Genomic DNA, 15,027 nt, shown 5'->3' with positions numbered 1-15,027 from the left:
TTAGCGCCCCTTCCAATTGCCTTCGCGCTTTTCGATAAACGCAGCCATGCCCTCGGCCTTGTCTTCGGTAGCGGTTAGAATCTGGAACAGACGCCGTTCATGCAACAGGCCTTGGTCAAGGTTCGTTTCAAAGGCTGCATTGACCATTTCCTTGTTCACCTGAATAGCCATGGGCGGCATCGAGGCAATTGTGGCAGCCGCCTTGATGGCTTCATCGACAAGTTGGTCATGCGGCACAACCCGCGCCGCCAGGCCCGATCGTTCCGCTTCTTCTGCGTCCATCATTCGGCCGGTCAGGCACATGTCCATAGATTTCGATTTGCCCACAGCGCGGGTCAGGCGCTGTGACCCGCCCATGCCCGGTGCAACGCCCAGTTTGATTTCCGGCTGGCCGAATTTGGCGTTTTCGCTGGCAATGATGAAGTCCGCCATCATGGCCAATTCGCAACCACCTCCCAATGCGAAGCCGTTCACGGCGGCAATCCAAGGCTTGCGCGTCGTCTTGACAATCTGACTGGTCCATTTGGAGAAAAAATCCTCCAGATAGAAATCAGCTGCAGATTTTTCATACATTTCCTTGATATCCGCGCCAGCGGCAAAGGCCTTGTCGCCGGACCCGGTGAGCACGGCACAAAGCTGGGTTTCGTCCGCTTCAAAGGCCGCGAAAGCACCGATTAATTCATCCAGAACCTGGCTATTCAGCGCGTTTAGCGACTTTGGTCGGTTCAGGGTAATCAGCGTTACCTGGCCCTTTTTTTCGGTCAGAATTGTTTCGTAGGTCATAGCGGTTTCCATTCCTCTTCTGCCGGCAAAGGCGCAAAAATACTGTCGATCAATTCATCACTTGTTTCTTCCGGCGTGGCGGGATCCCATTTGGGATCATTATCTTTGTCGACAATCAACGCGCGGACGCCCTCAATAAAATCATGACGAACCAGCACCCGGGAAGCGATGCGATATTCGTTGCGCATTTCATCCGCGAAGGTCGCCATTGCGGCGCCCTCTTTCAGTTGCCGTAGAGCAACCTTGCAGGTTTGCGGGCTTTTCGTGCCCAATGTGCCACGTTCTTTCAGCGCCCAATCACTGCCATCCGCATCAAGGGCGGCAAGGACTTCTTCATAGACATCCGAGGCAAAAAACTTGTCAATCTTGTCGAGATTATCGGCAATGCGCGCAGGCGGAACAATGTCCGACAATTGGCCCAATATCCCGTCAATCCGGTCCGGGTTTTCGCTGATCCGCTGTTTGGCCTCTTCCAGTTGCTCCGCCGGGACATAATGGGTCGCGAGACCCACTTCCTTGCACTCCGCTCCGTCCAGACGCGCACCCGTCAGCGCCAGAAACTGGCCGAGCCGACCGGCCAGTCGCGACAGATACCAGCCTCCGCCGACATCGGGAAATAGCCCGATGCCGGTTTCCGGCATTGCAAAACGGGTATTTTCGGTCGCAACCCGATAAGTCGCGGGTTGCGAAATACCAACGCCGCCGCCCATGGTGATGCCGTCCATGAAGGCAACCACGGGTTTGGGATATTCGAACAGCAGATGGTTGAGTTGATATTCCTTGTAGAAAAACTCACGCCCCTCTTTGCCATCCTTCTTGCCGGACGCTTGCAACATGGCGATATCGCCACCGGCACAGAAACCGCGCCCTTCGCTATGATCAATCAGGACAGCTTCCACGCTATCGTCATCGCGCCATGCGATCAGCGTGTCTCGCATAGCTTCGCACATAGCGAGATTGAGCGAGTGAATAACTTTCGGGCGGTTCAGGCTGATATGCCCAACCCGGCCTGTTTTCCTGATGATGAGATCTTCGGTCATTTTATCTTTCTAATAATTTCGTCATTCCAGCGAAAGCTGGAATCTCTCTAGCTTGGCGACTCCTCCGAGGGAGATCCCAGCTTTCGCTGGGATGACGCACACTCATTGCCTGAGCATTTCGCGTGATACAATCATCCGCATGACTTGGTTGGTGCCTTCGAGGATCGAGTGGACACGCAGATCACGCCAGAAGCGCTCGATTGGATAGTCCTGCAAATAGCCATAGCCGCCAAAAAGCTGCAACGCATCGTTGACAATTTTTGAACCATTATCCGTCGCCAGACGCTTGGCCATGGCGGCAAATTTGGTCTTGTCCGGCGCGCCATGGGTCACCTTTACCGCAGCCATATAGAGCAGCGCGCGCGAGGATTCGAGATCGGTTGCCATATCGGCCAACATGAACTGTGTATTCTGAAAGTCGCTGATGCTTTTGCCAAATTGCTTGCGCTCTTTGGTATAGGCCACCGCTTCATCGAGACAGCGTTGCGCTCCGCCAAGCGAACAGGCTCCGATATTCAGCCGCCCGCCGTCGAGACCCGCCATGGCGATACGAAAGCCCTCGCCTTCGCCGCCAACGCGGTTTTCGACTGGTACGCGAACATTGTCGAAATTCACTTGCGCGGTCGGTTGTGAATGCCAGCCGAGCTTCTTCTCATTCGCGCCGAAACTGACACCCTCCATGTCTTTTTCGATCACCAGACAGGTCACGCCATTCGCACCGTCATCCGATGTCCGTGTCATCGTGACATAGAGTTCGTTCTCGCCGCCGCCAGATATAAACGCTTTCGATCCGCTGACGACATAATGATCGCCATCCCGCACCGCTTTGGTCTTTAGCGAAGCAGCATCGGAACCGGCCCCCGGTTCGGTCAGGCAATAGCTGGAGATTCTCTCCATGCTGATCAGATCAGGGAGATATTTATCCTTCACCGCCTGTGCACCGAAGGTATCAATCATCCATGCTGCCATGTTATGGATCGAGATGAAGGCGCTGGTAGAAGGGCATCCGTACGCCATCGCTTCCATGATGATCGCGCTTTCCAGCCGGCCAAGCCCGATCCCGCCAGATTCTTCCGACACATAAATCCCGCCGAACCCCAGATCAGCACTTTGTTTGATCACATCGCGCGGGAATATATGCTTTTCATCCCATTCACCGGCATGGGGCGTGATGGCATCGGCCGTGAATTTCTGCGCCATATCCTGAATGGCAAGCTGGTCTTCGGTCAGGGAGAATTGATCAGTCATTTCTTGTCGTTCCATTCTTCTTTCAAAACCCGCTCGGCGAAAAGCCGGTTCAAAACATCTTCGTCGGTCCGCTCATACACAAGTTCGCGGGGCGCGATGCCCTTAATATGCGCCATGGCCGCGACCCTGCCGCTGCCTAGAAACCATGTATCGGGTTCTATCTGCGCGATCGGATCGGCATAAGCTTCGTCCATTGTAATGATCGTCCAGCCGTCTGCGATTAGCCCGCGCACCAGATCATCAATGAACAGCGCGGCAATGTCCGTCTCGTGCAGCAGCAGGACGTGAGCCGGGGAGCGACCTGTCGTCCGCACCGCGATATCGTCATAAAAATTGGAGGTATCGACCATCGTTTCAACATAGAGATCGCGCAGCGCGTCCATGTCCATTGTCTTGCCTGCCTTGGCGGCTTGTGACGCCAGATAATCAATGTGCCAGTCATAATTATCGACCGTCACATAGCCGTTGCTCAGGCCGCGCTCGGTCAGTGCCTGGCGTATTGCATAGCGTTTCTCCAGATCGCGGCGGCCTTCATCGAGATAGGGAAAGCGGAACCAGGGTCGATAGCCATCCCGGCCCTTCAGCCATTTTTCGGCCTGATCAATCTCGGCGACATAATCCGCTATATCAGTCTTCCATAGCCAGGGATGGGTATGGGTATGGTTCGCAATCACGTGCCCCGCCGCGACATAGGCGCGAATCCGTTCCTCTCCTCCCTTCCGATCCGGCTTGTCGAGATTGCCGGTGGTCACGAAGAATCCCGCCTGCTCAACACCCGCTTCGGCCAATGCAGCAATAAGCTTTATCGCCCGCTCGTCCGACGTGAAGAACCCCCCGGCATGCCGGGGAATATCATCAAAACTGATCGCAATCCGTTTTTCCGCAACAGCAGGCTGTAGGGCGAGACCAAAGCTCGCGATCAAGATGAATAAGAAGCGCATCATGGTAGGACTGTTCCCTTTCTTGTTAGAAAGGCACCTCCTATCGGCAACTATGGCGCTATGCCAGTTTTTGCATTACGTCGCCGAACAAATCTTCGTCGGAAGGCAGTTCCTTGGATACCGCAAGTGGCTTGGAAACCCAGGTTTCATTGATCAGATCGCGCCAGGTAATGTTGTTATTGGTGCCGTTTCCGCCCCAGCTGCCGCAGCCGAGCGAGAAGGTTTGACGCATGCCATTCCAGAGGTTTCCGCTGTTGGACGCGGATTGTGGTTGATTGACCATCACGCGGGATGTGCGGGTCGCGTTGGCGAGCTTCATGATATTCTCGTCTGACCGCGAGTAGAGACCACAGCTATGCCCCTGCCCCTGATAGGCCTGAATATTGTTGGTGAGTTCAATTGCCTCGTTGATATCAGCAGCACGGTAAAGCGCCATGATGACGGTCAGTTTTTCACCAGAGAAAGGAAAGTCCGGGCCAAAACCGGTTTCCGGAACCATGAAGAAGGTTCGTCCTTCGGGCAGATTGAAACCGGCCATGCCAGCGATTTTTTCAGCCGGTTGCGCAACAATTGCGGTATTGAATTTGCCATCAGGCCACAGCGCATCCTGCAATTTCTGTTTCTCTTCTTCATTGCAGAGATAGCCGCCCTGATGCTTCAGTTTTTCGACCATCTCATCATAAATGGCATCAACCAGGATCACACTATTGTCCGAAGAACAGCTCGCCGCGAGGTCCAGTGTTTTGGAGATACGGATTTTTTCCGCTGCATCGTCGAGATCAGCGCTCTCGTCCACAGTGATCACAGCGTTGCCAACGCCAACACCTAAAGCCGGCGTACCGCTGGAATAAGCCGCGGTAACCATCGCACCGCCGCCAGTGGCGAGCACACGGTCACATTGCCGCATCAGTTCATTGGTTTTCTCGACCGATGGCACATCAATGCTGATCACCAGATCAGCCGGTGCGCCCATTTTCACAATGGCATCGCGCATCAGGTCACAAATCAGTTTGTTTGTCAGTTTGGCGCGGGGATGCGGCGCAACAATGATCGAGTTACGCCCTTTGACCGCCGAGATCGCTTTAATCACTGGCGTGGCTTCCGGATTGGTCGATGGCGACAATGCGCCGATAACGCCAACGGGTTTGGCGATCTTCACGATATTGCGCTCGTGATCTTCCTCGATAATGCCAACCGATTTATCGTCGATAATATCGAACAGAGTTGCGCGGGTTTTGCGGAAAATTTTCAGATATTTGCCGTCATAATTGCCCAGCTGGGTCTCATCGACGGTATGCTGCGCAATTTTCTCGGCCACAGACTCTTCGGCAACCGCCCAGACCATAGCACGGATCAGTTCATCGACTTGTTCCTGCGTGTAGTTTTCAATCTGCTGCTGTGCTGCACGCGACCGCGCAACCAGTTCGGCGACTTCTTCCGCAATCGGATCCTGTGGGTTGGTGGTTGTGTCCAGCATGTAAAGCTCCTGAAATTATGTTTTACCGGGATGATCCACGTAGAGAGACTCGTCGATCCGGCTGTTTTCTTACCCATCTATATAATTGGCCGTGAATAGCCATGCAATGCCTGCGCCGTGCCGGAGCGCAACTAAATTACAAAAGCAATAGTGCTGCGCTGCAATGCGCAATTGCATTGCCTGCGGAATTGCGCCTATCACAAGCTCAATTACAGGGGTTACCACCATCCACAGCGCTACATGACAACTGATGTTTTAGATAAAGAGCCGGCAGAAACGGCGGTTCTCGGCCAGAACCGACCGATTGCCGGGATCGTTATGCGGCTGGCCGCGATGCTGGCGCTTGCTATTATGTTTGCCTTTGTCAAACTGGCCGGGGAACAAGGCGTCCATGTCACCGAAAGCCTGTTTTACCGGCAGCTTACCGCGATGCCGCTGATCTGCTTTCTAATCTGGCGCAGCGCGGCAGGATGGTCAGCGATCAGATCCAATAAGCACGGGCTCCACATTTTGCGCTCGGTGCTCGGGATCTTTGCGATGGGGCTCAATTTCTGGGCGATAACGCTGCTGCCGCTGGCCGATGCGACCACGATCAGCTTTACTGTCCCGATATTCGCTACCCTGTTCGCCGCGCTGTTCCTACGTGAGCAAGTCGGGATCCCGCGCTGGTCTGCCGTCCTGATCGGCTTTGTCGGCGTGCTAGTCGTTATCCAGCCGGGCGGTGATATGATCCCGGCTTTAGGCGCATCAGTAGCTTTGGCTGGCGCACTGGTCACCGCATCGGTAACGCTGGTGATCCGCATGCTCGGGCGAACCGAAACCAGCATCGTGACGATCTTCTGGTTCTCCATCTACACCCTGCCCGGCCTGGCCGTTTGCGCCTATATATATGGTGGCGGACATGATGCGAAGACCTGGGCCTATCTGCTCGGCGTCGGCATTTTTGGCGCCATTGGCCAGCTAACCATCACCCAGTCGCTGCGTTTTGCGCCGGTATCCACCATCATGCCGATGGATTATAGCGCGCTTATCTGGGCCACCATCATCGGTATTGTCGTATTTCATCAGTGGCCCAGCCTGTCGATCTGGTTCGGCGCGCCGATCATCATCGGGTCCGGCCTGTTCATCGCCTGGCGCGAGCATGTGAAGGCTGCCAAAAAGGCTTAGCCGCCAAAACGCTTCCGGATGCTTTCACACTCGGTATAGTGATCACGGACAAAACCGGGCACTTGCCCAGCCTCAATCGCCGCATCATCCTCATCATTCAGGAATTTGCGCTGGTAGACCGTATCACCCTCGCCAAACTCAACTGGGCGGCCATTGCGGTCAGCGCGGACATAGACAGCGCCGTTGATCGAACCCCAAAAGCTCATACCGGGCATCGCGGACTGGTTGATACCGCCAACACCAGCGCCATCTTTCATGATGTAAGATGTTGCACTTAAACAATCGCGTGCGAGCTGCGCCACGCTAGGCCGGTCGCCGCTTTTCAGGGTCATGTCGCCCAACTTTGATACAATATGCTGCGCTCTGCTCTGGGGCATCACGAACGGTTCTGTCACATATTGCATTTGTTCAGCCTGTCCCACAGCCGACAGCCCTGGAAACACGGATGCCGCCACAAGAGTTATCAATGCATATTTCATAGAATCAATCCCCTTACCCGACAGGCTATCATGCAAATAGCGCTTGCCCAAGACGTTATACGCCGCTTAGTCTTTGAAAAAACGGGGAGGTTCTTGTGCAAATTTTCATTCGCGGCCTGATTGCCATGGTGGCAATATTTGGTTTGACCACTTTGGCCAGTGCGTCAGAGCCATCAGACACTGTCACCTATCCCGCCGTCACCGTTTACGAAGCAGCAAAAATCATCACCATGGAACCGGGATATCCCGCGGCCAGATATGTCGCCACGTCAGACGGCATCATCCTTGGCCTGGCGCAGGAGATAGAAGACCTCAGCCCATGGACAGACCGCCGTGATGTGACAATTGACCGGCGCTTTGCCGACAGCATCCTTATGCCCGGTTTTATCGAGCCGCATGTTCACCCCATGCAGACGATTATGATGCTGCCCCTGCCCTTTATCAGTCCCGAAGCATGGGATCTGCCCGGCAAAACCTATCCGGCGGCGCGCGGCAAGGCGGCTTATGAACGGCGCTTGAAAGAGGAGCTAGCGAAAAGCGATGAGAAATTGTTCATCACGTGGGGCCATCACAAGCTGTTCCACGGCGATATGGACCGCGCCGAATTGGACCGCATCGCGCCGGACCGCCCCGTCGTCATCTGGCAACGCAGTTTTCATGAGATAATCGTCAATACGCCGGCGCTCGGATTGCTCGGCATCGGGACCGAAGACGCCTTTGCCGCCGCCTTCAACAAACCTGGCATCGATCCCAGTCACGCCGATTATGCCAGCGGGATTATTCATGAAACGGCGTTGTTCAATGGCATTGAAAAGCTGCGTCCCTATCTCTTTTCACCCGCCAAGGTGCAAGAGGGCCTTGCCGATATGCGGCAGATGATGCTGGAAAACGGCGTCACCACCAGTGCCGATCTTGCTTTTGGCGGTTTTGGCGGGCCGGAAGCGGAGGCGGCGCTGTTCAAAAGCCTGTACGACCAGCCGACCACGCCATCGCGCATCCTCGCCATTCCCGTTGCGCCGCTGGTTACTGGCGACCCCAATGTCTGGCTAAAAGATATGAAAGCCAAATATGACAGCGATAAATTCTTCTTCTCCAAACGGGTGAAACTATTCGCTGACGGCGCTTTCTTTGCTCAATATATGCAGATGAACCCGCCCGGTTATAGCGATGGCCATGACGGCAAATGGCTGACCGAACCCGATGAATTGTTGAAACAGACCGAGCGATTCTGGGATGCGGGCTGGAACCTTCATACGCACGTCAATGGTGATAAAGGATTGGATGTCGTGCTTGGGATCACCGAAAAACTGGCACCGCGAAATGGTCAGGATATTGTGATGGAGCATCTGGGTTATTCGACCGAGGCGCAGAACCGGCGGATCGGCGAGCTGGGCCTCTATGTCTCTGCCCAACCCAATTATATCCGTATCCTTGGCGATGCTTATGCCAAAACCGGTCTTGGCCCTGATCGCGCCGCGCAGATGAACCGGCTTGGCTCACTGGAGCGCAAAGGCGTCCCGCTTGGCCTGCACAGTGACTTTAACATGGCGCCGATTAATCCGTTGTATCTCGCCTGGGTGGCGAGCAACCGGATCACGCTGGATGGCAATGTAAAAGCGCCGCAGGAAAAGCTGTCGCTCGATAAAGCCCTGCGCGCCATCACCATAGAAGCGGCGCAGGTCATCGGCCTCGATGCCATGGTCGGCTCCATAGCCACCGGCAAGAAAGCCGATTTCACCGTGCTGGACCGTGATCCTTACCAGGGCGGGGCGGCAAAATTGCAAGAGATCGAGGTCAAAGGCGTGGTGTTTGAAGGGCGCTGGTTTCCGGCAACAGAATAGCGCCAAGCGTGCTGTTGCGCCGACAGGAGCATGAACCAGAGACTGCGATGCGCACCCAAAAGAGGACACCAAAGGCCTATTTTTATATCCTGTAACCTGCGCCCAAAACCCGCAGATAACCGGGCTTTATGGACCATGGAGGGGTCGGACAGTGTGACCTTTGCTCAGGATAGAAACGGCGTATCCATTCAGTGCCAATGGGCCGCTTTGGTTGGATGTGTTTCAGATGTCAAAGAGCCTGTCCGGTCACGGCCCGGAACGACACAAGCATAGCTGTTCGAGTGGATGTAGGAAAGACCGATAGCATTGCCGGTTAGCGTGTGGGGGGTCGCAATGAGCGGGCTATCGAAGCGGACTCGAATAGATTGCCGAGGCTGCGATGTTCCGAAACCTGAAAATTATCGTCATATTTCTTAAAACCAGAACCTGATGCCGATGACATAGTTGGTGACGCTGGCGTCTTCACCACTGGCGATAGCAAAATCACGGCTGTTTCCGATCTTCCACTCTTGCTCGGCGCCAATATAGGGCGCGAATTCAGGAACGATCTCGTAGCGCAGCCGCAAACCCAGTTCGAGATCATCGATGCCTGCTCCGATACCAAGCTCCGGAATATTTTGTGCTGAGAAATTAGCCTCAGCACGCGGTTGCAGGATAAGTTTCTGTGTCAGCCGCTGGTCATATTCGGCTTCGATCCGGGCGGTCAAATCCCCTTTTTCAGACAAAAAAGCCGCCGCATCAATTTCAAACATATAGGGCGCGAGGCCTTGAATGCCGATCACTGCATGCGTGCGTGTAGGACCTGTAAGGTCTTGCCGGATACCAGCCTGCAAGTCGAAAAAAGGCGCGATGGCGCGGCTGTAAAGCGCCTGAATTTCTGCGTCTTCAATCGGTTCGCCAAAGCTGCCTTCGCCTTCACTCTTGAACCAGAATTTATCGATGTCCCCGCCATAATAGCCCTGAACATCCCATAAATAGCCGTCTTCCCCTTCGCGGGCCCGATATTCCGCGCGGTCACCCTGAAACCAGAATATCTGCATATTGCCATGTTCGGCATAGAGTGCTTCGCGCGACGCTCGCATAGCATCTGCGCCCCATATGGCGTCGGCTGCTTTAATCCGGCCGGTTTCCATATGGGGCGTGGAGCTCATGGACTTGCCGATCTGATGATCAGAATGGTCCATTGAACCGTCGACCTTCGCGTCATCTATTGGCTTTGTTTTGTTGCCACCATGGTCCATCTTGGAATGATCCATAATGCTATGATCTGTAACCGGCGCTTCCTCTGGTGTGGCGGACATCTGATGATCGCCATGACCGACATGCTTGCTATGATCTTGAGCCATCACCGGGGTAGCGGCAGTCAAAGCCGCCAATGAAGCTGCCAAATATTTCACCATCATGCGTCCTTCGGAAAGGCAACGCTGACCGTCTGCATCATACCGGCATGCATGTGATACAGCAGGTGACAGTGGAACGCCCAATCGCCGGGTTCATCCGTGGTGACTTCAAAGGTCGCGCTGCTGCCGGGCTGAACAATGACGGTGTGTTTCTTCGGTTGGTAATGACCTTGGCCATTGACGATTTCAAAGAACATGCCGTGCAGATGGATGGGGTGTGCCATCATCGTATCGTTGACCAGTTTCACCCGCACCCGTTCATTATAGCCAAAGCGGATCGGATCATCGCCGACAGCGCTGAATTTCTGGCCATCGAGCGACCACATATACCGTTCCATATTGCCGGTCAGATGCAATTCCATCTCGCGATCAGGTTCACGTTTATCATGATCCATCTCCACCGATTTGAGCATCCGATAGTTGAGCACGCGGTGGGGGACATTATCGAGGCCTAGCCCCGGATAGCCGGTACGATCTTGAGGGCCCATTGCTACCATGTCGATACCCGGGCCGACTTTGACCGTATCGGGAAGCATGCTGGTATCACGCATCGCCATGCTACCCATCGCGCCCATGTCGTGCCCGGCCATTGCATCATCGCCAATCGCAGGGCCTGGGTCCTTAGCGCCCATATTGTGCCCGCTATGATCCATGTTCGAGGGGTCCATCGCCTGAGACTTGGCAGCACCGTGATCCATTTTACTGTGATCCATCTTACTGTGATCCATTCCGGCGCCGCCATGACCGCCATGGCCGCCTTCAACCATGCCGCCGTGGCCCATATCAGTCATGCTCAACAAGGGCGGATCGCGCAGAGCCGGAAACGCGGCCTTTTGGCCGGGCTGTGAAGTCAGGGAAGCTTGTGCCATCCCGCTGCGATCCATCGATTCCGCAGCTAGGGCGAAACTGCCATTCTCGGTAGGCTGAACGATCACATCATAGGTTTCTGCTACACCGATTTGCAGCTCGTCGACTTCAACCGGTTGAACGTTGACTCCATCCGCTTGGACCACCGTCATCGGCAGACCGGGCAGCCGAATGTTGAAAAACGTCATCGCGCTGCCGTTGATAATCCGGAGCCGCACCCGCTCGCCCGGTTTATAAGGCAGCTCCAGTCCATCATCGGGTCCGTGACCATTTATCAGATAGGTGTAGGTCGGGGCAGAGACATCCGCGATATCGGTTGGCATCATCCGCATCTGCCCCCACATGCGCCGTTCTTCGCCGCTAAACTCATAATCATCAAAAGCCGCCGTCTTCTGCTGGCTGAAATAGCCTTCGGAGACTTTCAACTTTTTCATGATCTGATGCGGGTGCATTGGTGTAAATTCACTCAGCAAAATGATGTGCTCGCGGTCATATTGCACCGGATCAGGACCAGCCGGATCGATGATCAACGGCCCATAATGTCCCATCTGTTCCTGCAAGCCGCTATGGCTGTGCCACCAGTAAGTGCCGGATTGGCGCGGTAAGTATGGCACGTCAAATCGCGCGCCGGGTTTAATACCGGGAAAACTGATCCCGGGAACGCCATCAAACTGAAACGGCAGCAACAGGCCATGCCAGTGGATCGAGCTGTCTTCGGCCAGCATGTTATGGACCGAAAGAGTGACGTCTTGCCCCTCTTTCAGGCGGATCAGCGGGCCAGGGACCGAGCCATTGACGGCAATCGCGTGACCCGATCGCCCGCCCGTTGCAAAACGGCCATCACCAATATGCAGATCAATCTTGGACCCTGACAGCTCATGAATACCCTTGCGCGTCAGGCCTCGCATTTTGCCGCCCATTTTGCCGGTTGCCCAAGCTGGCATGGGAAGTGCCAAGGCACTCGAAACCGCAGCAAGACTGCTAATCACATGGCGGCGGGACATGGGGTGTTTGCTTTTGATCATGGCGGAACCTATATACCCCCTATAGGTATTTGACAACAAGGACGATCGGATGGAAACCAAGCACGCAAAGCTATACCGGATGGTCATGTCAGACCATATCTGTCCCTATGGGCTCAAATCGAAAGACCTGCTGGAACGAGAGGGATATTCGGTTGCCGATCATCATCTCACCACACGCGCGGACACCGATGCTTTCAAAGCGAAACATGGGGTAGAGACGACGCCCCAGACATTTATCGATGGCGAGCGCATAGGTGGTCATGATGATGTGAGAGAATATTTCGGCAAAACTGTACCGGATGCAGATGCGACCAGCTATCAGCCAGTCATCGCGTTATTTGCCATGACGTTTCTCATGGCGCTGGCAGCGGCTTTTGTCGCAGAAGGATCGTGGATTTCCATCCGGACCTTTGAATGGTTTATCGCATTTTCCATGTGTGGACTCGCCTATCTCAAGCTGCGCGATGTGGAGAGCTTTTCGACCATGTTCCTCAACTATGACCTGCTGGCCCGGCGGTGGGTGCGCTATGGCTATATCTATCCGTTCGCGGAGGGCTTGGCCGGGCTATTGATGATTGCTGGCGTGCTGATGTGGCTGGCCGTTCCGATAGCGCTCTTCATTGGAACCGTCGGTGCTTTTTCGGTCTTCAAAGCTGTCTATGTCGACAAGCGTGAGCTCAAATGCGCCTGTGTCGGCGGCGATAGCAATGTACCGCTCGGTTTTGTGTCTTTGACCGAAAATCTGATGATGATCACCATGGCTTTGTGGATGGGCTTAAAGCTGTTAAATGGGTAGCTTGAGGCTGCCAAACTGGGATGCAAGGATAAGTTGAATCATGAGCAAGGGTGAGAATAGCGCGAAGTTAAACCGGCTAAACCGTATAGAAGGACAGGTGCGCGGTATCGCCAAAATGGTTGAAGATGACCGCTATTGCATCGACATCCTGACCCAAATGCAGGCGGTTAAATCAGCCTTGTCAAAAGTGGAGAGCCAAATATTAAAAGACCATGCCGCCTGCTGTGTGGCCGAAGCGATATCCTCGGGCGATGAGGATGAGCAAAAGGAAAAATTTGCCGAGCTGGTCGATCTTTTCGAGAAAATGAAGCGTTGAGCGGATGGCCGCTTTTGCGCGCTACTCAGACGCCAGCCGACAAGATTCTGGGGCGTTTGCCTAATTCACCCCGCGTTCTTTGCCCTCCCAGTAAGGCGCGCGCAACTCGCGGCGCAAAATCTTGCCGCTCGCATTGCGCGGCAATTCCGAGATCACATCCACCGATTTCGGCACTTTGAACCCGGCAATCCGCTCGCGGGCCCATGAAATCACGCTGTCCGCATCAATTTCGCCCGCATCGGGCTTGGGAGAAACAACCGCCTTTACCGCTTCGCCCCATTTCTCATCGGGGATGCCGATAACCGCGACTTCATTGACTTGCGGGTGGCCGAAAATCGCGTTTTCCACTTCCGCCGGATAGACATTTTCGCCGCCGGAGATGATCATGTCCTTCACCCGGTCCTTGATGTAGAAATAGCCATCCTCGTCCATAATCGCCGCATCGCCGGTATAGAGCCAGCCGTCGCTGTCCACGGTCTCAGCGGTCTTTTCCGGATTATTGAAATAATGCAGCATGTTAAGACCGGAACGCGTGGCGATTTCTCCGATGGTACCCGGCGACACTTCATTGTGCTGCTCGTTCACAATGCGCAGCTCCACGCCGGGCAGCGGGATACCAATGCCGCGCATGCGCTCGTTCCCGGCCGGATCATGATCTTCAGGCGGCAGGATGCACACAGTGCCGGTCGTTTCGGTCATGCCATATTGCTGACAGAATAAGGCTTGCGGCATGGTCTGAATACACTGACGCAGCAGTTCCAGCGGGATCGGCGCGGCGCCATAGGTCACGGACCGCACGCTTGAAAAATCCGTGTCCTTGGCGCGCGGCCAGTTGACCAGCATTTGCAGCGCGGTCGGCACAAGGAAAAACTGGTTCAGCCCCTTGTCCACGCAATCGAGCACCGTGTCGGGATGAAATTCCGGAATGACCATCATGGTGGCGCCATTGTAAAAGGCAATCGGGCCAATGCCGGAGCCCGCGATATGCGCGCAAGGCATCACCGCCAGCGTGCTGTCGTCCGGACTGATATCAATCCACGCATGTTCCGGCTTATTCTCCACCAGCGGGCGCATTTTGAACAGATTGTCATTGGTCAGCACCACGCCCTTTGGATTGCCGGTGGTGCCGGATGTGTAGAGTTGCAACACGCCCTCTGCCGGATTGGTTTCGGGCAAGTCGCCGGGCTGAGTCTTGACCAACCACTCATCAAGTGCTTGCAGGCCGTCTGCTTCCCCCGCAACCAATATCATCTTGACCGTTCCCGCTTCGGCCGCCGCCTGCTTCGCGGTTTCGGCAAATTCCGGCTCGCAAATCACCAGCGCTGCCTGAGAGTCCTTCAGGACATAGGCGACTTCCGGTGCGGCTAATCGCCATCCAATTGGTGCGATGACGGCACCTGCCCGGCTAGCGGCAGCAAATAAAGTGAAATAGAGCGCGCTGTTCTTGCCAAGCCAGCAGATGCGGTCGCCCTTTTTGAAGCCAGACCCGGCGAAGGCCCGCGCATAATCGGTGACAATCCGGTCAAGCTCCGCATAGGTGAATACCCCCGCCGCATCGTCCAGCGCGATATTATCTGGCAGGCGCTCTGCCCAATAGGCGATGGAAGATCCCATGCACCGGCGGATTTCTGGTGTTTCGTTTGACAT

The 15,027-nt window shown here is 54.9% G+C and carries 13 protein-coding genes; 4 read left to right on the top strand and 9 right to left on the bottom strand.

Annotation, left to right across the window (positions count from 1 at the left end):
- The 5 genes from J4G78_RS15530 to J4G78_RS15510 form a co-directional block, all read right to left on the bottom strand.
- Positions 1–783 (bottom strand): enoyl-CoA hydratase-related protein, encoded by a 783-nt coding sequence (locus tag J4G78_RS15530; protein WP_207987427.1) that lies wholly within the window; start codon positions 781–783, stop codon positions 1–3.
- Entirely contained in the window at positions 780–1,823 is a 1,044-nt protein-coding gene (locus J4G78_RS15525; RefSeq protein ID WP_207987426.1) for an enoyl-CoA hydratase/isomerase family protein, read from the bottom strand. Before J4G78_RS15525 ends, J4G78_RS15530 begins: the two co-directional genes overlap by 4 nt.
- A 102-nt stretch (positions 1,824–1,925) precedes the next feature.
- Positions 1,926–3,071 (bottom strand): acyl-CoA dehydrogenase family protein, encoded by a 1,146-nt coding sequence (locus J4G78_RS15520; protein WP_207987425.1) that lies wholly within the window; start codon positions 3,069–3,071, stop codon positions 1,926–1,928.
- On the bottom strand, positions 3,068–4,015 hold the full coding sequence (locus J4G78_RS15515; protein ID WP_243457125.1) for a polysaccharide deacetylase family protein: 948 nt from the start codon (positions 4,013–4,015) through the stop codon (positions 3,068–3,070). Before J4G78_RS15515 ends, J4G78_RS15520 begins: the two co-directional genes overlap by 4 nt.
- Positions 4,016–4,070: 55 nt before the next feature.
- Positions 4,071–5,489 carry an aldehyde dehydrogenase family protein gene (locus J4G78_RS15510; RefSeq protein ID WP_207987424.1) on the bottom strand — a complete coding sequence of 473 codons (1,419 nt, stop codon included), beginning with the start codon at positions 5,487–5,489 and terminating at the stop codon, positions 4,071–4,073.
- A 240-nt stretch (positions 5,490–5,729) separates the two neighbouring features.
- Between J4G78_RS15510 and J4G78_RS15505 the strand changes: the two genes are divergently transcribed.
- A complete protein-coding gene (locus J4G78_RS15505) occupies positions 5,730–6,656 on the top strand; it encodes a DMT family transporter (RefSeq protein WP_207987423.1) in 927 nt (308 codons plus the stop codon).
- Here J4G78_RS15505 and J4G78_RS15500 read toward each other — a convergent pair.
- Positions 6,653–7,135, bottom strand: a complete 483-nt coding sequence (locus tag J4G78_RS15500) for a hypothetical protein (protein ID WP_207987422.1) — start codon at positions 7,133–7,135, stop codon at positions 6,653–6,655. The two genes, J4G78_RS15505 and J4G78_RS15500, sit on opposite strands and share 4 nt — an antisense overlap.
- A 95-nt stretch (positions 7,136–7,230) precedes the next feature.
- On the opposite strand from J4G78_RS15500, the gene J4G78_RS15495 reads away from it, so the two are divergent.
- Positions 7,231–8,976 carry an amidohydrolase gene (locus J4G78_RS15495; protein ID WP_207987421.1) on the top strand — a complete coding sequence of 582 codons (1,746 nt, stop codon included), beginning with the start codon at positions 7,231–7,233 and terminating at the stop codon, positions 8,974–8,976.
- Positions 8,977–9,389: 413 nt separating this feature from the next.
- On the opposite strand, the gene J4G78_RS15490 is transcribed toward J4G78_RS15495, so the two are convergent.
- Positions 9,390–10,376, bottom strand: a complete 987-nt coding sequence (locus tag J4G78_RS15490) for a copper resistance protein B (RefSeq protein ID WP_207990782.1) — start codon at positions 10,374–10,376, stop codon at positions 9,390–9,392.
- On the bottom strand, positions 10,376–12,268 hold the full coding sequence (locus J4G78_RS15485; RefSeq protein WP_207987420.1) for a copper resistance system multicopper oxidase: 1,893 nt from the start codon (positions 12,266–12,268) through the stop codon (positions 10,376–10,378). Before J4G78_RS15485 ends, J4G78_RS15490 begins: the two co-directional genes overlap by 1 nt.
- Positions 12,269–12,317: 49 nt before the next feature.
- Here J4G78_RS15485 and J4G78_RS15480 point away from each other — a divergent pair, with 49 nt between their 5' ends.
- Positions 12,318–13,064, top strand: coding sequence for a MauE/DoxX family redox-associated membrane protein (locus J4G78_RS15480; RefSeq protein WP_207987419.1), 747 nt, complete (start codon positions 12,318–12,320; stop codon positions 13,062–13,064).
- A 40-nt stretch (positions 13,065–13,104) separates the two neighbouring features.
- Positions 13,105–13,380, top strand: a complete 276-nt coding sequence (locus tag J4G78_RS15475; protein WP_207987418.1) for a metal-sensitive transcriptional regulator — start codon at positions 13,105–13,107, stop codon at positions 13,378–13,380.
- Between the two features lie 60 nt (positions 13,381–13,440).
- Here the strand turns inward: J4G78_RS15475 and J4G78_RS15470 are convergent, their stop codons facing one another.
- Entirely contained in the window at positions 13,441–15,027 is a 1,587-nt protein-coding gene (locus J4G78_RS15470) for a long-chain-fatty-acid--CoA ligase (protein WP_207987417.1), read from the bottom strand.

The sequence above is a fragment of the Parasphingorhabdus cellanae genome (assembly GCF_017498565.1).
Classification (GTDB): domain Bacteria; phylum Pseudomonadota; class Alphaproteobacteria; order Sphingomonadales; family Sphingomonadaceae; genus Parasphingorhabdus; species Parasphingorhabdus cellanae.
This window is presented reverse-complemented; position numbering and strand designations above follow the sequence as displayed.

What these genes read in the sequence shown, in the direction of transcription:
- J4G78_RS15530 (WP_207987427.1), bottom strand. Translation starts at nt 783, where the DNA reads ATGACCTACGAAACAATTCTGACCGAAAAAAAGGGCCAGGTAACGCTG.
- J4G78_RS15525 (WP_207987426.1), bottom strand. Translation starts at nt 1,823, where the DNA reads ATGACCGAAGATCTCATCATCAGGAAAACAGGCCGGGTTGGGCATATC.
- J4G78_RS15520 (WP_207987425.1), bottom strand. Translation starts at nt 3,071, where the DNA reads ATGACTGATCAATTCTCCCTGACCGAAGACCAGCTTGCCATTCAGGAT.
- J4G78_RS15515 (WP_243457125.1), bottom strand. Translation starts at nt 4,015, where the DNA reads ATGATGCGCTTCTTATTCATCTTGATCGCGAGCTTTGGTCTCGCCCTA.
- J4G78_RS15510 (WP_207987424.1), bottom strand. Translation starts at nt 5,489, where the DNA reads ATGCTGGACACAACCACCAACCCACAGGATCCGATTGCGGAAGAAGTC.
- J4G78_RS15505 (WP_207987423.1), top strand. Translation starts at nt 5,730, where the DNA reads ATGACAACTGATGTTTTAGATAAAGAGCCGGCAGAAACGGCGGTTCTC.
- J4G78_RS15500 (WP_207987422.1), bottom strand. Translation starts at nt 7,135, where the DNA reads ATGAAATATGCATTGATAACTCTTGTGGCGGCATCCGTGTTTCCAGGG.
- J4G78_RS15490 (WP_207990782.1), bottom strand. Translation starts at nt 10,376, where the DNA reads ATGGTGAAATATTTGGCAGCTTCATTGGCGGCTTTGACTGCCGCTACC.
- J4G78_RS15485 (WP_207987420.1), bottom strand. Translation starts at nt 12,268, where the DNA reads ATGATCAAAAGCAAACACCCCATGTCCCGCCGCCATGTGATTAGCAGT.
- J4G78_RS15480 (WP_207987419.1), top strand. Translation starts at nt 12,318, where the DNA reads ATGGAAACCAAGCACGCAAAGCTATACCGGATGGTCATGTCAGACCAT.
- J4G78_RS15475 (WP_207987418.1), top strand. Translation starts at nt 13,105, where the DNA reads ATGAGCAAGGGTGAGAATAGCGCGAAGTTAAACCGGCTAAACCGTATA.
- J4G78_RS15470 (WP_207987417.1), bottom strand. Translation starts at nt 15,027, where the DNA reads ATGTCAAACGAAACACCAGAAATCCGCCGGTGCATGGGATCTTCCATC.